Source organism: Dyella sp., assembly GCF_035503745.1.
GTDB lineage: Bacteria > Pseudomonadota > Gammaproteobacteria > Xanthomonadales > Rhodanobacteraceae > Dyella_B.
Genome location: NZ_DATJTC010000018.1, coordinates 85,279 through 111,059, shown reverse-complemented (window position 1 = coordinate 111,059; position 25,781 = coordinate 85,279). Strand labels below are relative to the sequence as shown.

General features: G+C 63.8%; 18 protein-coding genes. 13 read left to right on the top strand and 5 right to left on the bottom strand.

The genetic code is table 11. The annotated features are described in order from the left end of the window. Positions 1-297 precede the first annotated feature (297 nt). The 4 genes from VME63_RS07185 (at position 298) to VME63_RS07170 (ending at position 3,628) form a co-directional block, all read left to right on the top strand. Positions 298-1,329, top strand: coding sequence for a LacI family DNA-binding transcriptional regulator (locus VME63_RS07185; protein ID WP_325431734.1), 1,032 nt, complete (start codon positions 298-300; stop codon positions 1,327-1,329). Positions 1,330-1,451: 122 nt separating this feature from the next. Continuing rightward, entirely contained in the window at positions 1,452-1,862 is a 411-nt protein-coding gene (locus VME63_RS07180) for a VOC family protein (RefSeq protein WP_325431732.1), read from the top strand. Between the two features lie 16 nt (positions 1,863-1,878). Further along, a complete protein-coding gene (locus VME63_RS07175; protein ID WP_325431730.1) occupies positions 1,879-2,295 on the top strand; it encodes a YciI family protein in 417 nt (138 codons plus the stop codon). A gap of 52 nt (positions 2,296-2,347) precedes the next feature. Continuing rightward, positions 2,348-3,628 (top strand): RNA polymerase sigma factor, encoded by a 1,281-nt coding sequence (locus VME63_RS07170; protein ID WP_325431728.1) that lies wholly within the window; start codon positions 2,348-2,350, stop codon positions 3,626-3,628. 58 nt (positions 3,629-3,686) lie between these two features. On the opposite strand, the gene VME63_RS07165 is transcribed toward VME63_RS07170, so the two are convergent. The 5 genes from VME63_RS07165 to VME63_RS07145 form a co-directional block, all read right to left on the bottom strand. Next, positions 3,687-5,168 carry an MFS transporter gene (locus tag VME63_RS07165; protein WP_325431725.1) on the bottom strand — a complete coding sequence of 494 codons (1,482 nt, stop codon included), beginning with the start codon at positions 5,166-5,168 and terminating at the stop codon, positions 3,687-3,689. After that, positions 5,165-7,342 (bottom strand): MGH1-like glycoside hydrolase domain-containing protein, encoded by a 2,178-nt coding sequence (locus VME63_RS07160; RefSeq protein WP_325431724.1) that lies wholly within the window; start codon positions 7,340-7,342, stop codon positions 5,165-5,167. The genes VME63_RS07165 and VME63_RS07160 overlap by 4 nt, the downstream gene beginning before the upstream one ends. 46 nt (positions 7,343-7,388) lie before the next feature. Beyond that, positions 7,389-9,764, bottom strand: coding sequence for a TIM-barrel domain-containing protein (locus VME63_RS07155; protein WP_325431722.1), 2,376 nt, complete (start codon positions 9,762-9,764; stop codon positions 7,389-7,391). 162 nt (positions 9,765-9,926) lie between these two features. Then, the gene (locus VME63_RS07150; RefSeq protein WP_325431720.1) at positions 9,927-11,480 is read right to left on the bottom strand and encodes an alpha-amylase family glycosyl hydrolase; all 1,554 of its coding nucleotides are present in this window, start codon (positions 11,478-11,480) and stop codon (positions 9,927-9,929) included. Positions 11,481-11,638: 158 nt separating this feature from the next. Beyond that, on the bottom strand, positions 11,639-14,470 hold the full coding sequence (locus VME63_RS07145; RefSeq protein WP_325431718.1) for a TonB-dependent receptor: 2,832 nt from the start codon (positions 14,468-14,470) through the stop codon (positions 11,639-11,641). 511 nt (positions 14,471-14,981) lie between these two features. Between VME63_RS07145 and VME63_RS07140 the strand changes: the two genes are divergently transcribed. The 9 genes from VME63_RS07140 to kdpA all read left to right on the top strand — a co-directional run bounded on the left by VME63_RS07140 (position 14,982) and on the right by kdpA (position 25,759). Then, positions 14,982-16,607: an alpha-glucosidase family protein gene (locus tag VME63_RS07140; RefSeq protein WP_325431716.1), complete on the top strand. Its 1,626-nt coding sequence runs from the start codon at positions 14,982-14,984 to the stop codon at positions 16,605-16,607. Positions 16,608-16,849: 242 nt separating this feature from the next. Further along, complete coding sequence (locus tag VME63_RS07135; RefSeq protein WP_325431714.1) at positions 16,850-18,355, top strand: hypothetical protein; 1,506 nt, start codon at positions 16,850-16,852, stop codon at positions 18,353-18,355. Positions 18,356-18,543: 188 nt separating this feature from the next. Further along, positions 18,544-18,762 carry a hypothetical protein gene (locus VME63_RS07130; RefSeq protein ID WP_325431712.1) on the top strand — a complete coding sequence of 73 codons (219 nt, stop codon included), beginning with the start codon at positions 18,544-18,546 and terminating at the stop codon, positions 18,760-18,762. Between the two features lie 121 nt (positions 18,763-18,883). Next, positions 18,884-21,085, top strand: coding sequence for a DNA helicase II (gene uvrD, locus VME63_RS07125; protein ID WP_325431710.1), 2,202 nt, complete (start codon positions 18,884-18,886; stop codon positions 21,083-21,085). A 13-nt stretch (positions 21,086-21,098) separates the two neighbouring features. Further along, positions 21,099-21,674: an FUSC family protein gene (locus tag VME63_RS07120; protein ID WP_325431708.1), complete on the top strand. Its 576-nt coding sequence runs from the start codon at positions 21,099-21,101 to the stop codon at positions 21,672-21,674. A 33-nt stretch (positions 21,675-21,707) separates the two neighbouring features. Next, on the top strand, positions 21,708-22,115 hold the full coding sequence (locus VME63_RS07115; RefSeq protein WP_325431706.1) for a hypothetical protein: 408 nt from the start codon (positions 21,708-21,710) through the stop codon (positions 22,113-22,115). A gap of 329 nt (positions 22,116-22,444) precedes the next feature. Continuing rightward, complete coding sequence (locus VME63_RS07110) at positions 22,445-23,353, top strand: hypothetical protein (RefSeq protein WP_325431704.1); 909 nt, start codon at positions 22,445-22,447, stop codon at positions 23,351-23,353. 514 nt (positions 23,354-23,867) lie between these two features. Beyond that, entirely contained in the window at positions 23,868-23,960 is a 93-nt protein-coding gene (gene kdpF, locus VME63_RS07105) for a K(+)-transporting ATPase subunit F (protein WP_325431702.1), read from the top strand. Further along, positions 23,957-25,759 carry a potassium-transporting ATPase subunit KdpA gene (kdpA, locus tag VME63_RS07100; protein ID WP_325431700.1) on the top strand — a complete coding sequence of 601 codons (1,803 nt, stop codon included), beginning with the start codon at positions 23,957-23,959 and terminating at the stop codon, positions 25,757-25,759. Before kdpF ends, kdpA begins: the two co-directional genes overlap by 4 nt. The last annotated feature ends 22 nt before the right edge of the window (positions 25,760-25,781 follow it).

Genomic DNA, 25,781 nt, shown 5'->3' with positions numbered 1-25,781 from the left:
GCACGATCCAAGCAACTTTTCGCCCGCCCGGCCGTTCTAAGTTATGGATGCACGCAACGGCATCCGCTGGCGCCCACCTCCCTGGGCCGCCGACCGGAATCGGACCTCTCCCCTGGGTCTCCGATTCCCCGGCCCCGAGAACTCCCCCTAAGTTCTCGGGGCTTTTTTTATGCCTCTCTTCCAGCCCACCGAATCTTTCAGCCAGCTGACGACATTCACCCGGCGGAACCGTTAGGATGCCGTTATGACGCGGGCTCAAAAGAGGAGCCCGGCCGCCCTGTCACGAGTCGCCACGCTGTGCAGATCAAAGGCAAAGCCACCTCCTTCGACATTGCCCACCTGACCGGGGTCTCGCAATCCACGGTGTCCCGCGCCTTGCGGGACAGCCCCCTGGTGAGCGAGGAGACGCGGCTGCGCATCAAGGCGGCGGCGGACCAGCTCAACTACAAGGTGGACAAAAACGCCTCGAACCTGCGCTCGCAACATTCGGGCACCCTGGCGCTGCTGCTGTTTGAGGACCCCACCGCGGACGACTCGCACATCAACCCATTTTTCCTGTCCATGCTGGGCTCGATCACCCGCGCCTGCGCACAGCGCGGCTACGACCTGCTGATTTCGTTCCAGCAGTTCTCCTACGACTGGCACGCGGACTACGCCGACACCAAGAAGGCCGACGGCATCATCCTGCTCGGCTACGGCGACTACCTGGCCTACCTGGACAAACTGCAGAAGCTGGCCGCCCAGGGCACGCGCACGGTGCGCTGGGGCGCGGTGCTGCCCGACCAGCCCGACGTCTCCATCGGCTGCGACAACTTTCAGGGCGGCCACGCGGTGGCCGCCCACCTGATCGAACAGGGCTGCCGGCGTATCGCCTTCCTGGGCGACGCCTCCAGCCACTATCCGGAATTCTTCGAACGTTACCGCGGCTACGCCGCGGCGCTCGCGGAAGCGGGCCTGGCGGCCGACCCGGTCTTGCAGGTGGATGCCGCCGAAAGCACCGAACAGGCCGGCCACGCGGCCATGCAGACCCTGCTGGAACGCCGGGCGCCGTTCGACGCGGTATTCGCCGCCAGCGATCTGCTTGCCATCGGCGCCATGGGTGCGCTCGCCGCGCGCGGCATCCAGGTGCCCGAGCAGGTAGCGGTGGCGGGCTTCGATGACATTCCCATGGCGCGCTTCCTCAATCCCCCGCTCACCACCGTGCTGCAGGACACCAAGCTGGCCGGCGAAACCCTGGTGGACAACCTGCTCCGGCTGATTCGCAACGAACCGGTGGAAACCCGACTGCTGCCGGTGAAGCTGGTGGCGCGCCGCTCCAGCCTGCGCTGACGCCGGCCTCGCAAAAAAACCGGCCCCTTGTCGATTCGGGGGTGGCCGGTTCGTCGCTCATGCAGATCCCCGGAAACGGCGACCGCAACCGGGATGCCAGGACCTGTCACGGAGCAGCCACGATGTACGTTCAGCCTTACCTGTTCTTCAATGGCCGTTGCGAAGAGGCCGTCACCTATTACCAGCAGCACCTGGGCGCCAGGCTCAACGCGCTGATGCGCTACAGGGAAGCGCCGCCCGGAGACGGCCCCGCCGCGAACGCCAACGGCGAACACATCATGTACTGCAACTTCACCGTCGGCGATTCGGTACTGATGGCTTCGGACGATTGCGTCAACCAGGACACCCGCTTCCAGGGCTTTTCGCTATCGCTCGCCGTCGCCAGCACGGCCGAGGCCGATCGCGTGTTCGCCGCGCTCGCCGATGGCGGCAGCGTGCACATGCCGCTGTCCAAGACCTTTTTCTCGCCCTATTTCGGCATGGTGGTCGATCGCTTCGGCCTGGGCTGGATGGTGATCATTGCGCAGCAATAACGAAGAGGACACCGCCATGCGTTTCATGATGCTTATGCTGCCGGCCGACTACAGCCACGCCGCGCCCGATATCAGGCCGAGCCTGGAATCGATCGAGCGGATGATGCAGTACAACTTCGCCCTGCAACGCGCAGGCGTGCTGCTGGCGCTGGATGGCCTTCATCCGCCCTCGTCCGGCGGCGCGCGCGTAAGTTCGGTCGATGGCAAGACCACCGTCACCGACGGGCCGTTCGCCGAAGCCAAGGAAGCGATCGGCGGCTACTGGGTACTGGACGTAGCCTCGCGCGAGGAGGCCCTGGCATGGGCTGCGCGCTGCCCGCTGACGCCCGGCGAGACCATCGAGCTGCGGCAAATGTTCGAGATGACCGATTTTTCGCCCGACGTGCAGCAGGCCGTGATGAAACTGCACGCGCAGCACGAATCGGCCACTTGATGCCACGCCCCGCGCTTGCATCGCATCGGCGCCAGTGCTCTGATCGGTGGCCATGACGGCCACCGACATCCATCGCACCATCGAAGCGGTATGGCGGATCGAAGCGGCGCGGCTCATCGCAGGCCTCGCCCGCATGCTGCGCGACGTGGGACAGGCCGAGGAACTGGCGCAGGATGCACTGGTGGCGGCGCTCGAACGCTGGCCGGAAAGCGGCGTCCCGGACAACCCGGGCGCCTGGCTGATGACCGCGGCCAAGCACCGCGCCATCGACCAGCTGCGGCGCAAGAAACTGATCGAGCGCAAGCACGAGTCGCTGCAGCACGAACCGGAGTTCGAACCGCCGGACGGTCGCGCGGAGCTGGAAGCCATGCTCGATGACGATATCGGCGACGACCTGCTGCGATTGATCTTCACCGCCTGCCATCCGGTGTTGCCGGCCCATGCGCGCGCGGCGCTCACGCTGCGCATGCTGGGCGGGCTTACCACCGACGAAATCGCGCGCGCCTTCCTGGTGCCCGAGCCGACCATCGCGCAGCGGATCGTGCGGGCCAAACGCACACTGGCCGACAAACAGATTCCCTTCGAAGTACCGCGCGGCGAGGAGCGCAACGAACGCCTCGCCTCGGTGCTGGAAGTGCTGTACCTGATCTTCAACGAAGGCTACGCCGCCACCTCGGGCGACAACTGGATCCGCCCGGAACTATGCAACGAAGCCATGCGCATGGGCCGCACCCTGGCCAGCCTCGCCCCGCGCGAACCGGAAGTGCTGGGATTGCTCGCCCTGATGGAAATCCAGGCCTCGCGCCTGCGCGCACGCACCACTGCCGAGGGTGAACCGATCCTGCTGGCGGACCAGGACCGCAGCCGTTGGGATCCGCTGCTGATACGGCGTGGCCTGAGTGCGCTGGAGCGCATCGATAAACTCGGCGGTGCGCTTGGCCCCTACGCACTGCAGGCCGCGATCGCCGCCTGCCATGCACGCGCGCGCAGCGCCGACGCCACCGACTGGCCCCGCATCGCAGCCCTGTATGCCCTGCTGGCTCGCGTGCGGCCATCGCCGGTGGTGGAACTCAATCGCGCCGTGGCCGTGGCGATGGCGTCCGGACCTGAAGCGGGGCTTGCACTGGTCGATGCCTTGGCCGACGAACCGCTATTGCGCCAGTACCACCTGCTTCCCAGCGTGCGCGGCGATCTGCTCAGCAAGCTGGCGCGGCATGCCGAGGCGCGCGATGAATTCGAGCGTGCGGCATCGCTGGCGCGCAATGGGCGAGAAAAGAGTTTGTTGCAGCAACGTGCGGCGGCCTGTGCCGTAGCGGCCCAAACGCGAAACTGAGGGTTGATACCCGTCGGTGCAGACACGCGACAAGGGAAGCCGCGCATCCTTACCCGAACTACGCGGCGCGCTCAGAACCCGCCGGCTCGCGTACCCGCAACACGCTCAACCCCGCCACCAGCAGACTCACCCCGCCCAACACCAGCGCGTAGATCGGCTGCCCGTGAAAAAACACCCGCAGCAACACGCCCAGCACACTGGCAGCCAGCAACTGCGGTATCACGATGAAGAAATTGAAGATGCCCATGTACACGCCCATCTTGTCCGCCGGCAGGTTGTCCGACAGCAACGCATAGGGCAAAGAAAGAATCGACGCCCACGCAAAGCCCACGCCCACCATCGGCAGCAGCAACCAGTGCGGATTGCCGATCAACAGGAACGACACCAGCCCCGCGCCGCCAAGCCACAGGTTGATCAGATGGCTCACGCGCAAGCCCCAACGGCGCACCATCAGCGGAATGACCAGCGCCGCCAGCGCCGCAAAGCCGTTATAGGCGGCAAACAACACACCCACCCAGTTTGCGCCGCGGTTGTACGCGGCCGAGTCGGGATCGACGCTGCCAAAGTGCACTTGCGCCACGCCCGCGGTGGTATAGATCCACATCGCGAACATGGCGAACCAGGAGAAAAACTGCACCCAGGCAAGACGCCGCATCGCATCGGGCATGCTGTGCAGGTCGGCCATCACCTGCGTAAACATGCCGCCCTGCTGCCGCACGCCGAGCCACAGCAGCGACAAACCGAATGCGGCACTGCCGGCGGCGAGCAGATACAGCTCGCGCTCCAGGCCATAGCCGTGCACCAGCCACGCTCCGGCGATGCCGGTCGCCAGCCACAGCAAACCAAAGCGCCACGCCCCGGCGCGATCGATATGCACCTCTTCGGCCGGCACCTCATCGGCGAACACGCGCAACTGCTCGGGCGGATATTCGCGCGTGGAAAACACCGTCCACAACACCGAGCCCAGCAACACCACCGCGCCGATGTAGAAGGCATCGCGCACGGTGGCGGGAACCCCGCCCGGCGCCGCCACGTTGCTGACGCCCAGCAAGGCCAGCAGATAGGGCAGCATCGAGGCGACCACGGCGCCCGCGCCGATGAAAAAGCTTTGCATGGCGTAGCCCAGTGGACGCTGCTGCGTCGGCAACTGGTCGCCGACGAACGCGCGGAACGGTTCCATCGAAACGTTGATCGATGCATCCATGATCCACAACAGCGTAGCGGCGATCCACAGCAGGCCCGAATTGGGCATCCACAACAGCGCCAAGGTAGTGAGCACCGCGCCCGCCAAAAAATAGGGACGCCGGCGCCCCAGCCGGCCCCAGGTGCGATCGGAGGCGTAGCCGATCAGCGGCTGCACGATCAAACCCGTCAGCGGCGCGGCAATCCATAGCACCGGAATATCCGCCACGCCCGCGCCCAGCGTCTGGAAAATCCGGCTGACGTTGGCATTCTGCAAGGCAAAGGCAAACTGGATCCCCAGGAAGCCGAAGCACATGTTCCAGATTTGCCAGAACGAAAGCGTGGGCTTGCGCGTCATGGCGTGTCCGCCGCCGGCGCAATCAGCAGATCGCCGATGCGCGCATCGTTCAGCGGCCCTTCGCTGCCGCCCTTGCCGCCGGTGTAATGCGCAAAGTGGCTAAGGTCGCTCATGTTGAAGCCTTGTTCCAGCGCAAAATGGCAGCTCGCGCCGGCCTTCACGGTGACGATGCCGTACGTCGAGCGCTGCTCGCCCACGCTATGCGGCATCACGATCGGGACACGCTGCGCGATGCCCTCGTTGCAATGCATGACCAGCATCCTCACCGCGGCGGTCACGCCGGTATTGATCGGGCCATGATTGTTTTCGTAAGCAAGCGCCACGCGGTAGCGACCCGCGGCGGGCGCGGTCCAGTCGCGCGGCCACGCGTCGGACAGATGCGTTACCTCGCCCGCGCAGACGGTCGGGCTGTGCAGCGATTCGATGCCCTGCCCGCCTTCGCGCGTGGCGCTGACGCACGGCGGCATGGCGCCCTGCGAAATGTAGGTGCCGCCGTCGATGCGTCCGACGCGCTGACCGTCCGCGTACAGCACCACCTTGCCATCCACCGTCACGCGCCAGCCGTTGCCGTCGGCCGTGATGACGGGCGCGGCCGGCGGTGCCGGCGCATAAAGCGGCGCGCCGGTGCGCAAGGGTGCCGAGACTGCATCGATCGCCTTGAGCGTGACGATGGTTTGGTTGCCTTGCTGGCGGGTTCCGGCGGCGACCAGCAGATTCCCGCGCAAGCTGCGCGGAAGTCGCAATACGATGCTGCGCCCGGGCATGCGCAGCGCGATGCTGTCGCGGTGACCGAACAGCATCGGCACCAGCGCGACCGGCAGCTTCGGTTCCACCTTGCCGCTTGGGGTCAGGCCGAACACACCTTCGCTGACTGCATCCAGATACGCCGCCACCGACCACAACTGGCGCGGCGAATCGACCACCGGGCCGCTGAGCTTGCCTTCATCCACGTGCGTGGCCTCGGTCGCCAGCTCGTAGTTCTCCATGTTCGAGCCGGACAACGCGGCGCCGCGCATGATCGAGCGAAGCTCGTGCGCGATGCGCGCCGGATCGTCCACCGCCCGCGCGGCGCGCAAGGCGTAGGCGCTGACGAAGGGCCAGATCGCGCGGTTGTGATAGATGGGCTGGTCCCTGCGCTCGGGCCAGATCACGGGGCTGCCCGCCGGCCAGGTCGGATAATGCGCCAGCGCCTGCCGCGCGCGATCGCCCTCGGCGACGCCGCTGGTGATCGCCAGCGCCGTGCCGAGCAGGTCGTAGGTGTCGTACGGCGTGCCATCGCCACCGATATAGCTCATGTACATGCCGCGGTCGGCGCGCCAGAAGCGCGCGTTGATGGCCGCTTTCAGCGCGGCGGCCTGCTCGGCGTAGCCCCTCGCGCCGGCGTCATCGCCATGCGCCTGCGCCAGCCTCGCCGCCAACTGCAGGGCCTGGTAGTGCAGCACGTTGGTCGACAGCGCGAACGACTGCGCGATAAACACCACGTTGTCCGCGGTCCAGGCCGGATAGGTCTGCTCGCGCCAGTCCAGAAACGAGGTCTCGCCGCGATAAAGGCCAAGATCCGGATCGAAAGTGTAGAGACGATCCTGCGCCAGCGTATCGACGATCGCCCGATACGTGTCCTGCGCGAACGCCGGGTCGTCGAGCAGATGCTGCGCGGCCAGGAACCACACCACGCGGTCGGTGCTGATCGGCCAGCTGCCGCCCGAACCGGTGTCCTGCATCACGTACAGGCCTTGCGGCCATGTCGGTTCGCGCACGTCGGAAAGCTTGAAGCGCAGGCTATTGCGCGCACGCAGCGGATCGATCCTCCACAGGCCCAAATCCACCGAATAGGAAAGATCGCGCGTCCACACGTACGGCCACTTCATGCCGGCCTCCAAACACGCGCATGGAATGGGCTGGCCGTGATCGAACGCGCCATCGCGGATTGCCGCGACCGAATCCTGCGCCAAATCGTCCTGCGCCATCGCGAACAAGCCATTGAACAGCGTGCTGGCCGTATCGACCCGCATCGCCTGCGTGCGGATATCGCGCTGACCAAACGGACCGGACAGCCGGTAACCATCCGCCGTCGCGCTCATGTGCGCCTGCTGGCCGCGCCACGATAGCTGGTCGTGCCAGCCCTCGCCCGCCGCGCCGGCGGCGAGAGCGGCCGCCATCATCAGGCTCAGCATAGGCGAGCCGCGCGCAAGGCCAACGACAAGGCATCGATCATCGGCATTATCCGTGTGCCGCCTGTGCTGCGCGCAGGCTTAGTTGGTGTGCCGTTCCAGCCGCGATCTTCAAGATCGTCACGTTGCCATAGCGATCGTGCGAAACCGTCCAGCCTTCGCCGCCGGACGCTTCCAATGCCTGCTCGCTTGCATACGGCTTCAGGGCGCCCCTGCCGTGCCCGACGGCTACCGCACTCACGCCATGCACGCTGACCAGGTAGTACTTCAGTGCCGGCCGGAAACTGCCCTTGGCCGCCTCGATGTCCAGCACCGCACCGCCGTCGACCGCTTGGGTGCTGATGCGCTGCGAGAAGTACGCGCCGTGTTCGTAGGCGTAGGTATCGCCGTCGTCGTCGTAATAGTCAAAATGCGAGGCCTTGGATGCGGGAAACACGTCCACGGTCAGTTCGGTCACCGGGTGTTCGCCGACGTAGTCCATCACCGGCTGGGTGGGAATGATCGCGCCTTCGCGGATGAACAGCGGAATGTCGCTCCAGCTCTTGCTGTCCACCGCGTAGTGGATGGTCTGACCGCCCTGGTGGACGGTGCCGCTGAAATAATCGATCCAGGTGCCCGCCGGCAAATAGATGTCTTTCTGCGTCTGTCCTTTGCCGACCACCGGCGACACCAGCAGGCTGTCGCCGAACATCCATGCATCGACGTCGTCGCGCACGTTCGGATCATGGGGGTAATCGAAGAAAAGCGGCCGCACGACGCCAACACCCGCGGTCGTGGCTTGCCGCTCGTAGCTGTAGATGTAGGGGATGAGCGCATAGCGCAGGCGGATCGCCTTGCTGGCCGCGGCCTCGGCTACCGGCCCGTAGACCCACGGCTGGCGCTTTTCGCCCAGCGTGCCGTGCACGCGGAAGATCGGCACGAAGGCGCCGAATTCGATCCAGCGGGCGTAGTTTTCGTCGTCCGGATGGCCCTTGAAGCCGCCCCCGTCCATGCCCCACTTCATTTCGCCCACGTCGATCGCGCTCAGCATGCGCTGGCGCTGCGCGGCCATGCTGTCAAAACCGGTGTCGATGTCGCCGGACCACAGGCCATAGGCGTAACGCTGCGCGCCCAGGTAGAAGTCGCGATTGATCGACCACACGCGGATGGGCGTGAACGCGCGCTGGCCGTCGTACAGTGCGCGCTGCATGTTGAGAAACTGGGTATTGCTGTTGGTATCGTCCGCCTCATCGTTCCACCAGCCGACGATGCCGGTGTCGAAGGAGTGCTTGAGCGTATCGTTGAAGAACCAGCGGCGCACCACGGCCTGGTCGAAATCCAGCTCGCGCACCGGCTTGAGCGAAAAATAGTCGGTGTTCTGCGGGCGGCCTTCGGCCCAGAAGCCATGCGCCTGCGCGTAGCGGCCTTCGACGGTGTCGACATGGATGCGCGGTTTCATGATGCCGGTCATGTGGATGCCCAGCTGATCCATTTCCGCCTTCAGCGCGCCGGTGGGGCCGCCCGGAAATTTTTGCGCGTTCCAGCGGAATTCGCCGTAGTTGTCCTCGCCCCAGGCTTTCCAGTCGAAGTCGAAGGTGAAGTTGTCGATCGGGATGTGCCGGCTGCGGTAGCCGTGCACGATGTTCTCAAACTCCGGCTGGTCGATGCCCCACTGGCTGTTTGTAAAGCCCATCGCCCATTTGGGAAACAGCGGCGGCGCACCACTGAGATCGGCCAGCGCGGCGAAAATGCGCGGCGGCGTACCGGCGATCACGTCATAGCTGACGTCAGGGCGGCTGGTACCGCTGACCTGGATGCTGCCCTCGCCGAGGTCGAACTTGGCGCCCACGGTATCCACCAGCACGCCGTAGCCGCTGGTGCTCCACACGAACGGGCCGCCGGGATAGCCCTGCTCGCCGGCCTTGGCGATCTGCACGCCGCTGCGCATCAACCCGCCCCTGGCGGGCTCGAACGCATCGTAGCCGCCGATGCCATACAGCACGTCGTCCTTGGCGTGCTGCAAATCGATTTGGCCGTCCATCAGCGCGGCGGGATCGGTTTGCAGCAGGGCATGTCCTTGCGCATCGGCGATGGCCAGGCGCGCGGTGTGCTTGTCCCAGGCGACGGTCAGCTCGTCCGTGCCCACGGTGACGTCGTCCGCGGTGGATTTGACGTGCAGGTTCGACAAGGTTTCGCGCGTCGCGGTCGGATTCATCACGATGCTCGGCGGCGTGTCCAACCCGTGCGGCATGGCGTGGATCTGCACCACGTTCGGCGCCACGAAGCGAAGCGCGATGCGGTCATTGCCACGCACCAGCAGCAGGCCGTGCGCGTCGGCGCGCTCGATCTGGAACCCTGCGTCGCCGGCTCCGGCCGGCGCGGCGTGAATGGCCAGTGCGGCCGTCGAAAGCAGGCCGCACATGGCCAGGTAGCGCAGTGTCGTCATCCACCATCCCTTATTCAGCGCAGGATTCGTTGCCGGCGCGGCCTGCCCGTGCGAGGCGGACACGGCGCGATATCGTCCGACTATAACCGCAGGGCTCGATTATGTGGGCAAATAACGCCATTTCGCATGAAATGGCGGCTCGCTCGGGCGTGCCGATCTGCCTTAGCGCAGGATCGCCGTTGCGTACGGGGGCAAGGTCACCTGCCCATGCGCCAGCACCACGCCGGGCACCGTCTGCTCGGCGACGGTGGAGACGTGGACGCCCTCGCCCCATGTCAGCGTGCGCGTATCGCGCGACAGGTTGTGCACCACCAGCACGCGCGACTGCGCGTCCTCAAGCGTGTAGGCGAGCAGATGCGGATCGGCGACCGCCACGTTGTGCAGCGTGCCGTCGCGCAACGCGCCGATCTGCTCGCGCCAACCGATCAGCTTGCGATAAAGGTTGAGCAAAGAATGGGGATCGCTCTGCTGCGCCTGGACGGAAATACCCGGGCCATCCTGCGTGCTCCAGCTTTTCCAGCTCGCCAGGCCCGGGCCTTTGCCGTTGCGATACCAGCGCATCGGCTCGCGAATGTCCTCGTCGGGCTTACTGCCTTGCATGCCCAGCTCTTCGCCGTAATAGATGAACGGATGGCCAGGTAGCGTAAGCAACAGCGCGGCGGCCATGCGCATGTGCGCGTCGCTGCCGTCGAGCTGGCTCATCACGCGGTCCTGATCGTGATTGGAGAGAAACGGTGCGTCGTCGAACTGGCCGTCGGCGTGCTTGCGATAAGCGGCATAGGTGTATTCCAGGCCGCGACCGATGCCCAGGTTGCGCTCCTGCTTCACGCTGGCGATCAGCTGTGTGGCGAGTGGAAAATTGAACACCGCGTTCAAGGGACCCATGTAGGGCGTGAGGTCGTCCGGATTCTGGCGCGCCACTTCGCCCACCAGCCATACGTTCGGATTCACCGCCTCCAGCGCGTGGCGATATTCGCTCCACCATTGCAGGTTTTTCTTCAGTGCGACGGGGCTGTCCATGTCCGTGCGCAAGTCGTCGTAGATGTGCTGCGCGGCATCGAGGCGGAAACCATCGACCCCTTCATGCAGCCAGAACGTGCCGACGTCGATCATCGCCTTGCGCACGGCCCGGTTGTCGTAATTGAGATCGGGCATGGCGCCGGTGAACACGCCCACGTAGTACTGCCCGTTGGGCGCCCGATGCCATGCCGGCCCACCTGTTGCGCTGATCGCTTTCAGATCGCTGCCGGGCGTGGCCCAAGTGTACCAGTCATGATGCGGGTCTTTCGGATTCTGCGCCGCCTTGAACCACGGATGCTGGTTGCTGGTGTGGTTGATCACCATATCCATCACCACCTTGATGCCGCGCTTGTGCGCTTCGTCCACCAGCGTCTTGAAATCCTGCAGCGTGCCGTACTGCGGATTGATGGCGTCGTAATCGGTGATGTCGTAACCGTGATAGGTGGGCGAAGGATTGATCGGCATCAGCCAGATGCCGCTGACGCCCAGCGACTTGATGTAATCGAGTTTCTGCGTAATGCCTTTGAGATCGCCGATACCGTCGCCGTTGCTGTCGTAGAACGCGCGCACGAAGATTTCGTAGTAGACGCCGGAAGGCTGCGTCGCCGGTTGCGGCTGTTGCGCGTAGAGGGGTGTAGCCAGCAACAACGCGGCCGCCATGGCGGCCGCTCGAAACACCGTGGGCAATCGGGGCATGACCATCTCCTGGGAGCCGGCTCAAAGATAAACCCAGGAACGGCTCGATCCATGCAGGGGAAAAGCTAAAGAAAAGAACCCGGCCCCACAATCGTCAAACAGAACCGGGCTGGGGGAGCCGGCCGGGCGTTGCCGCTACAACGCCCGGCACGGTTGGCTTAGAGCTTCAGGTTGAAGCCGGTGTAGAACGTGCGGCCGAAGTACTGGATCGTGCCGGTTTCAGATGGCAGACCGAAGTAGGTACGGGTCGGCTGGTTGGTGATGTTCAACACCTGGAACAGGATGCTGATGTTCTTGGTGATGTTGTACGCCGACTGGATGTCGTAGACCGTTTCCGGCGCGAAATACACGATCTGGTTGGTCACCGCGATCTGCGAGTCGGAGACGAACTTCGAGCGGTAATTGCCGGTGAGGTTGGCCGAGAACTTGCCGTCGTCATAGAAGATCGACGCGCTGGCCACGTTACGCGACAGACCCGGCAGCGCCTGCACCGTGGTCGGACCGCCCAGCGTAGAACTGGCACCGAACGGGCTCTGCGTCAGCGAGTAGTTCGCACCCACGCCCAGGTTCTTCCACACGCCGGGCAGGAAGTGCGTCTTCTGGAACGACAGCTCCAGGCCGCGCACCATGGTGCCTTGTGCGTTGTAGGCCGTGGCATAGGAGCCATTGAGGTAGGGCTGCCCGGTCGCCGGGTTGATCGGCACCGGAATACCGACCGAGGCGAAGTTGAAGTTGTTGTAGGTAACCAGCTGGACGAAGGTGTCCACATGCTTGACGAACACGCCGGCGGTGACCAGACCGGTGGAGTCGTCGAAGTAGTGTTCGTAATCCAGGTCATACTGCATGGCGGTCAACGGGCGCAGCAGCGGGCTGTAGCCGCCCCACACGTTGAAGTAACCGTCGCTTTCCCACGAACCGGCGCCCGCCAGCATGTAGTTGATCGGCGGACGCGACAGCACCTTGGACACCGAGAAGCGGGTCTGGTCGCTATCGGTCCAGTGATAGATCAGGTTGGTCGAGGGCAGCCACTTGGTGTAGCTCATGCCTTCGTTGAGCGGATCGTAGCTGGTCGATACATAGCCGAAACCGTCGGTGATCGGCACGCCGGTACCGGTGGGCACTTCCTCCAGGCCGCTGCTGGACTGGATCGTGTGCGTCACGCGCATGCCGATGTTGCCGGTCAGCTCATGTCCCCACAGCGTCGTGTCGATGTCGGCCATGAAGTACAGGTCGCGCACCTTCTCCGACACGGTACCGCTCTGCACGCCCGTCCAGGACTGGCCGTTGGGATTGAGGTCAAGCTCGGGATTGGGCTTGATGCCGTAAGAAGCCAGAATGGCCGGCGCGTTGAGCTTGAGGAAGCAGGGGAAGCCGCTGAACGAACCCTTCCAGCACACCACCGACGTGTCGCTGCTGCTGAGCGGCAGCGGCGGCTGGCCGGCCACGGGGTAGGAACCCCATTCGGAACCGTACACCCAGGCAGTGCGGTTGGCTTCATAGCCATGGTTGTTGACGTAGACGCCAGCCTGCACGTCCGAGATGATCGGGTTGTCTTCCAGGTCATACTGCACCGCCGCGCGGAAGGCCTTGTCGCGATCGTGATAGATGTACGGATACACGCCGTAACGCGACAGCGCCATGTCGTTGGGGTTGGTGTAGATACTGGGGTTGGCGAACGACACCTGGCCGATGTTCAGGCCGTTGAACTTGTAGGTGGTGGACTGGTTCGCCAGCGTGGGATTGGCCGTACCCAGGCCGTTGTACACGTCGGCGGTCGTATCGACGTTGATTTCGTTGCTTTCGGCATGCGAAAGCGAGGCATCCATCTCCACATGCCAGGGGCCGCTGTTCCACTTCGCGTTCAGGCCGCCGGAGAAAATACCGGTGTCGGTCGAGTAGTTGTCCGCCGTGGTTTCGTTGGAGAACTGCGCGTTCGCCAGGCCCGGAATGCTGGTCACCGTGCCGCCGATCAGCGTCTGGCCGGGCCCGTAGACCGGGTTGGTGATGGTGGCGTTGTTGCTGCTGAACAGCTGCGAGCGGAAGCCGTAGCCGTAGTAGTCGTCGTCGAACTTGGAATAGTAGGTATCGCCGGTAATCTGCCAGTGATCGTCCGGACGCCACACCACCGTGGCCAGATAGCCGGTACGACGCTCCGTGCCGCCGTCCTGCTGCAGCTGCAGGCCCTGCGGCACATACGCTTGCGGCCCGGTATTGGTGGGCGGATTGAGGTACTGGTAGTCGCCGTTCGCTTCACCCACGAACTGCTCGGAAATGTGCGGCTGATACAACTGCGCAAAGCCCAGGCCGACGCCCAGCGTGTTATCCAGGAACTTGCCCTGCCACGCCGCGCTGACGCGATAGCCCACCGGGTTGTCGCCCACGATGTCATGTGCCTGGCCGTCGTAGCTGCCGCGCGCGTCGACGTCGAGCGTCTGGTCTTTCTTGTTGTCGAGCGGGTTGGCCGTCTCCATGTCGATGGTGCAGCCCACGCCGCCTTCGATCAGCGATGCCTGCGAGGTTTTGTACACCGTCGCCATGTTGATCAGTTCGGAGGGATATTGATCGAACTGGGTGTAGTTGGTACCGCTGGTCGAGGGCTGCTCGCGGCCGTCCAGCGTGGTTTCGATGAAGTTGCCCGAAAGGCCGCGGCAGTTGATCTGCGAAGCCTGGCCCGCAATGCGCTCGGCGGAAACGCCCGGCAGGCGGGTCAGCGAATCGGCGATCGATTGATCGGGCAGACCGGTCAGGTCGGCGGCGGTCACTACGTTCTGGATGGTATCGGCATAGCGCTGGTAATCGATCGATTTCTCCACGCTGCTGCTGAAGCCGGTCACGGTCACCGCAGACAAGCTCTTGGCCAATTGTTGCTGGCTCTTGGGGTTGCTCGTGGTCTGGCTGGCGCCGCCGTTGCCGGTGGCGGTTGTTTGCGGGCTCGTGTCCTGGTTCGTCTGGCCCGTGTCGCCGGTGGCTGCCTGAGCGCCAAAGGTCATGCACAGTCCCGCAACCAGAGCCATCGCTAGCACATTGCGCTTAAGTATCACTTGGTTTCCCCTCCCCCAAAATTTTCTCGTAGTCACGTCGGTTCTTGACCGGTAGCCGTCCCCCTCGTCCCTCGCGTGCGGACAAAAGCAGCTAGCACGCACGCGGACGGAATCGGCGGCGTGAGCGGATGGTAGGGCGCACTTTTCCAAAGCGGGCGAACCTTGCATACGTATTCATAACGCCCCCCTTGGCGTATGCATCGCGCTGCAACATGACAGGCGCGCACGCCTTTCGCAAAGCTGAAAAGCCGGCCGAAAAACGCGTAATTCTCGCATTTGCGGGCATTCGCTGCCTGAATCGGCCGGGCGCTACGCGTTCGGCCGGCAAATCGTTATGCCGCACCCGCAGCACAAATGAATACGTATGCAAACCCCTGCGAGCGTGCGATGGCCTACGGCTAAGCTGCACACCGCTCGTCGTGCCGGCTTTGGAAGCCGCGCGCCTACAGTGGGGTTTTCAATGAGTGATGCAGCCTGGTGGCGGGGCGCCGTCATCTACCAGATCTATCCGCGCAGCTTCCTCGACACCGACGGTGACGGGGTGGGCGACCTGCCGGGCATCATCCAGAAGCTGGACTACGTGGCGAGCCTGGGTGTGGATGCGATCTGGATCGCGCCGTTCTTCCGCTCGCCGATGGCCGATTTCGGCTACGACATTGCCGACTACCGCGATGTCGATCCGCTGTTCGGCACACTGGACGATTTCGACCGCCTGCTGGCCAAGGCACACGGCCTGGGCCTGAAGGTGATGATCGACCAGGTGCTCAGCCATACCTCCGACCAGCACGCATGGTTCAAGCAAAGCCGCGCCAGCCGCGACAATGCCAAGGCCGACTGGTACGTGTGGGCCGACGCCAAGCCCGACGGCAGCGCGCCGAACAATTGGCTTTCGCTGTTCGGCGGCTCGGCCTGGCAATGGGAGCCGCGCCGCGGACAGTACTACCTGCACAACTTCCTGGCCGCGCAGCCGGATTTGAATTTCCATCACCCGGACGTGCGCGCGGCGGTGCTCGATGAAGTGCGCTTCTGGCTGGACAAGGGCGTGGACGGCCTGCGCCTGGATGCGATCAATTTCTGCTTCCACGACCGCCAGCTGCGCGACAACCCGCCCAAGCCGAAGGAAAAACGCGTCGGACGCGGCTTCAGCCCCGACAATCCGTATGCGTTCCAGTATCACTGGTACAACAACACGCAGCCGGAAAACCTGGATTTTCTCGCCTCGTTGCGCACGTTGCTCGACCGCTATCCCCAGGCGGTGTCGCTAGGCGAAATTTCCTCGGAAGATTCGCTCGCCACGATGGCCCAATACACCAGCGGCCATCGCCTGCACATGGGCTATAGCTTCGAATTGCTGAGCAGCGATTTCAGCGCCGCGTACATCCGCGACACGGTGGCGCAACTGGAAGCGCAGATGCACGACGGCTGGCCGTGCTGGGCCATTTCCAACCACGACGTGGAGCGCGTGCTCACCCGCTGGGGCAATGGCAACGCATCGCCTCGCCTGGCCAACGTGTTGACCGCGATGCTGTGCTCGCTGCGCGGCTCGGTGTGCGTGTACCAGGGCGAGGAACTGGGCTTGACCGAAGCGGAAGTGCCGTTCGAGGCCCTGCGCGATCCGTACGGCATCGCGTTCTGGCCGAACTTCAAAGGCCGCGACGGATGCCGCACGCCGATGCCCTGGGACGACAGCGCGTTCGCCGGTTTCAGCCGCCATACGCCGTGGCTGCCGCTGGACGAAGCACACAAGACACTGGCGGTGTCGCGGCAGGAAGCCGACCCCGCATCGGTCTTGCACGGTTTCCGCCGCTTCATGCAGTGGCGCGCCGGGCAGCCCGCCTTGCGCTGGGGCGACATCCGCTTCCTGGACGCACCCGAACCCGTGCTGGCCTTCGTGCGCACGCACGGCCGCGAACGGGTGCTGGCCGCGTTCAACCTGGGCAAGCACGCCACCGAACTGGAACTGGACCTGCCCGGCCTCGCCAACGCGCGCCCGCTGGACCGCCATGGCCTGCCGCAGGGCTCGCTCGATGGCCTGCGGCTGCAACTGCCCGGCCACGGCGTACTTTTCGCCCAGCTTTCAGATTAACTCGAGCATGCGGTGAGCCGCGCCCCCGGCGCGGCGCGGTGCCATGCCGTGACCGAAGTCATGCGCCCCGCACGGGACCGACGCCGCAATCTGCGCGATAATGGCGAGTCCGCCCCGTTTTATGTACTGTGCACCCCCACCGTACGTGCCACGCCCCGTCGCGACGCAGGCGGCAGTCCAGCGCTTAGGAACGAATCGAATAAAGCGCCGGCATGACCCGAATTGATCGAGGAATACTGGTTTTGAATACAGCGAACGATACGGCAGCACAGCAGCGTAACCCCGGCGTGAGCGGCATGAGCCTGTATGTCCCGCAGCCGCGCGTCCCCCTCAAGGATTGGTGCGAATGGACCGGCAACTCCTGGGACAAGGTACAGGCCGTGGTGGGTCGCAGTTTCCGCCGGCCGGCGCCGTATGAAGACGCCTACACCATGGCTGCCACGGCCGTGCTGCGGCTGATCCGCCAGTACAACCTCGACCCGCGCAACATCGGCCAGCTCGCGCTCGGCACCGAAAGCAGCAAGGACAACTCCGCCGGCGCGGTGATCGTGCGCGGCATGGTCGATCGCGAACTGGAGCGACTGGGACTGCCGCGCCTTTCCCGCCAGCTGGAAGTACCGGAGTTCAAGCATGCGTGCCTGGGCGGCGTGTACGCGCTCAAGAGCGCGCTGCGCTACGTGGCCTTCGATGCGCACGGCAAGCAGGCCATCGTGGTATGCAGCGACATCGCCGAATACGAACGCGGTTCCAGCGGCGAACAGACCCAGGGCGCGGGCGCCGTCGCCATGCTGGTGGAAGCGGATCCCAAACTGTTCGAAGTGGACCTGGCCCGCGCCGGCAGCGCCTCCGATTATCGCGGCCCGGATTTCCGCAAGCCGTTCGCCCGCCATTTCGACCAGGACTACGGCCAGCGCAGCAAGCGCGCGCACGATTTCCCGGTGTTCAGCGGCAAGTACTCCACCTTCGCCTACCTGGACGAAACCGGCCAGGCGGTGGATGCGATGCTGCAGCGCCTGGGCGTGTCGGACCTGGATTTCATCAACGGCGCCGACGGCCTGTTTTTCCACCGCCCGTACCACATGATGCCGTTGCAGGCGCTGGCGTTCATCTACGCGCGTGCACTGGCGCGCGCGCCGCAGCCCAACGAAGCCTTCCAGGCGCTGTGCGCGCAGGCCGGCGTGGCGCCGGAAGCGGTGATCGCCGAGTGCCGCAACACGCCGGACCTGTTCGGCGAATTCGTCCGTCTGGGCAGTCATGCCGACGCCGCGCAGGAACCGCATCCGCTTACCACCAAGCTGTCCGGCGTGGTGCGCAAGAGCGCCGCGTTCCAGGAGTTGCTGGCCACGCGCGTGAAGTACGGTACCGACTGGGCGATGGAATTGGGCAACCTCTACACCGCCGCGCTGCCGGCCTGGATCGCCGCCGGTTTCGAGCAGGCGCTGGAGCAAGGCGCGGAGCTGGCCGGTGCCCGCTTCTACGCGATCGGCTACGGCAGCGGCGACGCCTCCGAAGCGATTCCGCTGAAGGTGGTGCCGCAGTGGCGCGCGGCGGCCGGCAAGATCGGCTTCCGCCAGGCACTGGCCACAGCGACCGACTTGTCCCAGCACCAGTACGAAGCGCTGCACGATGGCAAGCATCCGGAGTTCAACTGCCCGCCGCGCGACCAGTTCATCATCGCGCGCACCGGCAGCACCTACGAAGCAGCGTTCCAGGACCTGGGCGTGGACTACTACGAGTTCGTCAACTGATGCACGCGCCGGAGGCGGCGCCATGCCGCCTCCGCGCCTCGTTCGCCCCCCTCTCTCGCATTCGCCCACGATGTGCACCCGGCCTTCATGAAGGTGCGCTGAGAACGGGCAGCGCGGAGCAGCCATGGCGTCTTCCTTCCCGCGCGGACGCCACCTATGATCGAACCATCTTTTCGCGGGAACCCATCATGCGCGCCATCCTGGTCATTGTCGGCATCGTGTTGCTCGTGGGCGGCCTGTGGGTGATCTTCGGCCATGCCAGCTACTCGCAGACCGACACCCTGGTGCAGCTGGGCTCGGCCAAGCTCACCGCCACGCATGACAAAGCCATCCCGCCGTGGATCGGCATCAGCGGCATCGTGGTCGGTGCGCTGTTGACGCTGGGCGGATTGATGTCCAAGCGCTGAGCCGGTTCGCCGCGCGCCTGCCGGTGATTCCGGCGCATGTGGAGCCATACGCCCCAGGCGCAACCACAAGCCCGGCGCGAGACGAACCTTCGATCCACATCCACCCGCTACAATGATGCGGATGGACGTTTCGCATCTGATCGACTCGCTTAACGACGCGCAGCGCGAAGCCGTCTGCGCCCCGCCCGGCCACTACCTGGTGCTTGCCGGCGCCGGTTCCGGCAAGACGCGCGTACTCACCCACCGCATCGGCTGGCTCAACCAGGTCGAACGGGTGCCGCCGTGGGCGATCCTGGCCGTTACCTTCACCAACAAGGCCGCGGGCGAGATGCGTGCGCGCCTGGATCAGCTGATTCCCGGCGGCACGCAAGGTCTTACCGTCGGCACTTTCCACGGCATCGCGCACCGCCTGCTGCGCCGGCACTGGCGCGAAGCGGGCCTGCCGGAAAGCTTTCAGATTCTCGATGCCGACGACCAGCAACGCCTGGTCAAGCGCGTGGTCGCGGGCCTGGGCCTGGACGAAGCGCGCTTTCCGCCGCGCCAGGCCGCCTGGCAGATCAACAGTTGGAAAGACGAAGGCAAGCGCGCGGAAAACATCGAACATGGCCATCACCCGGTCACGCGCACCCTGGTGCAGATCTACCAGGCCTACGAAGACGCCTGCCGCCGCGCCGGCCTGGTCGATTTCGCCGAGCTGCTGCTGCGCGCGCACGAACTGTGGCTCAAGCAGCCGGCGATCCTGGAGCACTACCAGCAGCGCTGGCGTTATCTGCTGATCGACGAATTCCAGGATACCAACGCGCTGCAATACGCCTGGATCCGCGTGCTCGCCGGCTCCACCGGCCAGGTGTTCGTGGTCGGCGACGACGACCAGGCGATCTACGGCTGGCGCGGCGCCAAGGTCGAAAACGTGCAGCAATTCCTGCGCGATTTCCCCGGCGCGCGCACCATCAAGCTGGAGCAGAACTACCGCTCCACCTCCAACATTCTCAAGGCCGCCAACAGCGTGATCGAACGCAACGGCGGCCGTCTTGGCAAACAGCTGTGGACGGCCGGCGAAGAAGGCGAGCGCATCGCCGTCTACGCCGCCTATAACGAACAGGACGAAGCGCGCTTCGTGATCGAGCGCATCCGCGAATACATCGCCGAGCACGGCGATGCGAAAGATTGCGCCATCCTGTACCGTTCCAACGCGCAATCGCGCAACTTCGAAGAGCAACTGATCCAGCACGACGTACCCTATCGGGTCTACGGCGGCCAGCGCTTCTTCGAGCGCGCCGAAATCAAGGACGCCCTCTCCTACCTGCGCCTGACCGCCAATCGCCACGACGACGCCGCGTTCGAGCGCGCGGTGAACACACCGCCGCGCGGCATCGGCGATCGCACGCTCGATGCGCTGCGCCGGCGCGCGCGCGCCGAGGCTACGTCGATGTGGGAAGCGGCGCTGAACGAATTGAGCGGCGCCAGCGAGCTGGCCGGACGCGCGAAGAATGCGGTGAAGGGCTTCCTCGTCATGATCGACGAGATGGGCCGCGCCTTTGCCCCCTCGGCGGAAAGCGGCGAAGCGGGCCTATCCCTGGCCGAGCAGATCGACCACGCCATCACCCAGTCTGGCTTGCGCGAGTTCTACGAAAAGGACAGCCGCGGCAACGCCGAATCGCGCGTGGAAAACCTGGACGAACTGGTCAACGTCGCCAGCCGCTTCCAATTGACGCCCGACGACATCGAAGCGGGCCTGGGCGAGCTGCCTGCGTTCCTTTCGCACGCCGCGCTGGAAGCCGGCGAGGGCCAGGGCGAATCCTGGGACGACTGCGTGCAACTGATGACGCTGCACTCGGCCAAAGGGCTGGAGTTTCCGCTGGTGTTTCTGGTCGGATTGGAAGAAGGCCTGTTCCCCAGCCAGCGCTCCGTCGAAGATGAAGGACGCCTGGAAGAAGAACGCCGCCTCGCTTACGTGGGCATCACGCGCGCACGCCAGCGCCTGATCATCACCCACGCCGAGTCGCGGCGCATGCACGGCACCGAAATGCTTGCGCGCCCGTCGCGTTTCTTAAGCGAAATACCGCCGTCGCTGATCGACGAAATACGCCCACGCGTGCAAGTCAGTCGCCCGCTTTACGCCGGACGCTTCGCCGAACCGCCGCCATCGCTGAAGGAAGACCAACCGGTGAAACTGGGGCAGCGCGTGCGCCACCCGAGCTTCGGCGACGGCGTGGTGGTCAGCGCCGAAGGCAGCGGCCACCATACGCGCCTGCAGGTGAATTTCGAAAACGCCGGCAGCAAGTGGCTGGTTGCCGCCTACGCCAACCTCACGCCGCTGTGAGAAGCATGCACCGATGAGCAACGAACGCATTCGCGAGAACCGGCGTGAGCTCGGCTACTTCCAGCAGCAGATGGAACAGTTGTACGAGCGCCTGCCATGGAGCCATCGACTGATCGTGGGCCTGTCGATGGCCTCGCAGGCGCTGGTGGCCGGCGGCATGGGCTATGGCCTTGGCTTGCTGTTGCATACGCAACAGGCGTTCTGGGGCGCACTGACCGCGATCTCGGTAACGCAGCAGACGTACATGGACACGCGCAAATTGTCGCGCGACCAAGTTATCGGCGCCGCCATCGGCGCGACCGTGGCGCTGATCGGCGCATCGCTAGCGCAGGACAGCTATCCGGTCTACGCCATCACCATGGCGGTGGCGATCGTGCTGTGCTGGTGCTTCAACATCGGCAATGCCGGCAAGCTCAGCGCCACCACCGTCACCATCGTAATGCTGGTGCCTCATCAGGGCGCCTATTGGACCGTCGCGCTGACCCGGCTTGGCGAAGTGACCATCGGCATCGCCAGCGCGCTGGTAGTGACGCGCATCGCCCATTGGCTGGAAGCGCACCTGATCGGCGATCCGCACGCAAATACGTAGAACCCGTCTGCCCCTTAAACGCAGGGTCTTGCCGTGAAACCCCTTGCGCGGGGGCATGTCCAAATTGAACGATGCCATTCGCCTCGAATGCCTATGGATGAGGACGACACCGCGCAAACCCGCCAATCACTGCTTGATAACGATATCTGCGTGCACATCTTTACTGCATCGGCGGCGATGGTGGGTGTCTGCCTGACGGTCATCGGCATCATCCGCGTGGTGATTTCCCTGCGCCGGCCCGACATATTCGGCGACGACCTGTTGGCCGTCAACGCCATGCTTTATCTGGCCGCCTGCCTGGTGTCGTATTGGGCGCTGCGCACGCGCAATGTGCGGCGCAATCATCGGTTGGAACGCTGCGCGGATGCCTTGTTCCTGATCGCACTGACGCTGACGGCGGTGAACGCGGCGTTCATCGCCTGGGCAGTTTCCGTGCATTGAGGCTGCGAAAACCCCATACCCACACGACATCCAGCACATAGATAAGCATCAGCCAGATGGGTGCCAACCTCAAAAATACGCATGACCGCAAGAGTGTCACCATGGCGCGATCCATCACGTCTAACGTCGGCGTAACGCCATTTATTCAGCCCGAAGATGACTTTATTTGTCCACCATAGCCTGTGCCCTTGCGACTCCGACACTCAGCACCGCCTCAATACTTTTCCTCGACCCTCGACAGGCTCTAATATCATCAATGGGGAAGGCTTTAATTGGCGTGAGCAATCAACAGCACTTCGTCTTGGCACGAGGTTACTATGGGTTATTCGATGAATCTGTCCAAGTTTTTAAAGCGTGTTAAAGCCGTACTACCCAGATTGGCAGCGAAAACCACCGAGCAGCAAATGCTCGCGCTCGGTAAATTGTTGGCTGATATGGTCAGGGCAAAAGCAGAGATCAAGAGCTTCGAAGAGGTGGAATTCAAGGTTTTTTCCCAGTGGGGAGATGACGGCATTATTCAGTGGCTAATCAACCATCTACACTTTCCATCCAAGACATTCATTGAATTTGGCGTATCCAACTATCGTGAGTCAAACACCCGATTTCTCATGATGAACAACAACTGGTCGGGTTTTGTCATGGATGGCTCCCGCTCCAATATCGATCAAATCATAAATTCCGAATATTTCTGGCGATACGAGTTAACTGCCAAGGCGGCCTTTATAGATCGTGAAAATATCAATGAATTGCTCAGGTCCTCTGAATTGCCCGAAGCCATAGGCATTTTGCATATTGATCTTGACGGAAACGATTATTGGATTTGGAAGGAAATAACCGCCGTAAAACCTCTCCTGGTGATACTTGAATACAATAGTATCTTTGGAGCCGAAATGGCCATTACCATCCCCTACGACAGGCACTTTCAACGCACCAAAGCACACAGCAGTAACCTCTATTTTGGAGCCTCTCTAAAAGCCCTGTGCGATCTGTCCAACGAGAAAGGGTACGCGTTCATCGGCTGCAACACCGCAGGAAACAACGCGTATTTCGTAAAAAGAGACGCCCTGAACTCAACTGTTCGCGAAATGGCATTGCCTGATGGTTACGTACTTTCAAAATTCAGAGAAAGCCGCGACAACGAGGGCAATCTGAACTACATCAATGGCAACGATCGCCTCAAAGCCATTGCAGGCATGCCAATTTATGACACCATCGCCGAAAAGATCGAATATCTTTGATTAAGCATTTGCCGCTAATGTCTGGCAACGGAAGAGCAGCGGCCGAAGCTCGGCAGCAAATTACGTTACCAGAAACGCATTGAAGATTGCCGAGGGAGCGCTGAGGCTTGCTAGGGATCGAATTGGTGCATACAAGAGAGCTTTACCCTTTCGAAACCCGGAACACCGCACGACATTCACCGATAAGCTCCAGAGCCTGCCCCGGAGCCACCCCTAGCTTGGCAGGGGGAGCTGGCGTGCCCCGAAAAAAAAATCGGCACTAACCGGGCCAAGTTCCCGCGTTCCGAAAAATTTTACGCGTTCTATACGCAGCGGCCCGATTTCGCTACCCGCTTCTTATGCCCGGCTGCCCACAATGCGCAGCTGTAAGGCATCGGGTATACCCATGGACGTTATCTATCTGCTTTTCGGTTTCGTGCTGGCTGCGGCCACACTGGGCTTCCTGCTGCTCTGCGACCGCCTGGGGCCGCGCGGCTGACCGCCGCGGCCGCGACTATCTGACGGATTCAATCCCATGAACTTCTTCTACGGACTGGCCGCCGTGCTCGCGGTGGCCTTGACGATCTATTTGTGCGTGGCGCTGCTCAAGCCGGAGTGGTTCGAATGACCGCCAACGATTTCCTCCAGATCGGCATCTACTTGGTCGTGCTGCTGTTGCTGATCAAGCCGGTCGGCAGCTACATGGCGCGCGTATATGCCGACCAGCCCAATCGCGTCCAGCGCATCGGGGCCGGCGTGGAACGGATCATTTACCGTCTCTGCGGCATCCGCGCCGACGAGGACATGAGCTGGAAGCGCTATGGCATCGCCATGCTGGTGTTCAACGTCGGCGGCATGCTCGCGGTCTATGCGTTCGAGCGCACCCAGCAATGGCTCCCGCTCAACCCCCAGCACTTTCCCGCGCTGAGCCCGGACCTTTCGATCAACACGGCGATCAGTTTCATCACCAACACCAACTGGCAAGCCTATTCGGGCGAATCGGCGATGAGCTATCTCACGCAGATGGCCGCGCTGGCGGTGCAGAACTTCATGTCGGCGGCGACCGGCATCGCGGTGGCGATCGCCGTGGTGCGCGGCTTTGCGCGCAAGAGTGCCAAGGGCATCGGCAATTTCTGGGTCGATCTGACGCGCACGACGCTGTACGTGCTGATGCCGATCTCCTTTCTGCTGGCGATGCTGCTGGTGTCGCAGGGCGTGATCCAGAATGTCAAGCCGTACGTGGACGTGCCGGTGCTGCAAGCCAGCACATATGCCAATCCGGTGACCGACGCCGCCGGCAATCCGCTCAAGGATGCGCAGGGCAACGCGGTCACCAAGCCGGCGCCGCTCACCACGCAGACGCTACCGATGGGCCCGGCCGCCTCGCAGATCGCGATCAAGATGCTGGGCACCAATGGCGGTGGCTTTTTCGGCGCCAACTCAGCGCATCCGTACGAAGACCCGACGCCGTTCGCCAACCTCCTGGAGATGCTGGCGATCTTCCTGATCCCGGGCGGCCTGTGCATCACCTTCGGCGAGATGGTGAGCGACCGCCGGCAAGGATGGGCGCTTCTGGCCACGATGCTGGTGATCTTCATCCCACTGGCGATCGGCGTGACGGCAGCCGAGCAGGCCGGCAACCCGATCCTGCACAGCTTGGCCATCGACCAGCACGCTTCGGCGCTGCAGCCGGGCGGCAACATGGAGGGCAAGGAAACGCGCTTCGGCATTGCCGCCAGCAGCCTGTTCACCGCGATCACCACGGCCGCGTCGTGCGGCGCGGTGAACAACATGCACGACTCGCTCACCCCACTCGGCGGACTGGTGCCGATGTGGTTGATCCAGCTGGGCGAAGTGGTGTTCGGCGGCGTGGGCTCGGGCCTCTACGGCATGCTCGCCTTCGCGGTGGTGGCGGTATTCATCGCCGGCCTGATGGTGGGTCGCACGCCGGAATACATCGGCAAGAAAGTCGAAGCGTACGAGATGAAGATGGCTAGCCTGGCCGTGCTGATTCCCTGCGCGCTGGTGGTGATCTGCACCGCGATCGCGGTGATGACGCCGGCCGCGACCGCCACCGTCGGCAATCCCGGCGCGCACGGCTTCAGCGAGATGCTCTACGCGGTCAGCTCCGCGTCCAACAACAACGGCAGCGCCTTCGGCGGCCTTTCCGCCAACATCCCGTTCTGGAACGTGATGCTGAGCGTGTGCATGTTTCTCTCGCGCTACACGCTGGCCATCGCCATGCTCGCGCTGGCCGGCTCGCTGGCGGCCAAGAAGCACGTCCCCGAATCGGCCGGCACGCTGCCCACGCACACGCCGCTGTTCGTCACGCTGCTGGCCTGCGTGGTGATCATCGTCGGCGCACTCACCTTCTTGCCGGCGCTGGCGCTTGGCCCGATCGCCGAATACCTGATGTCGGCGCACTGACCGCACCGGCTGCCTGAATAGG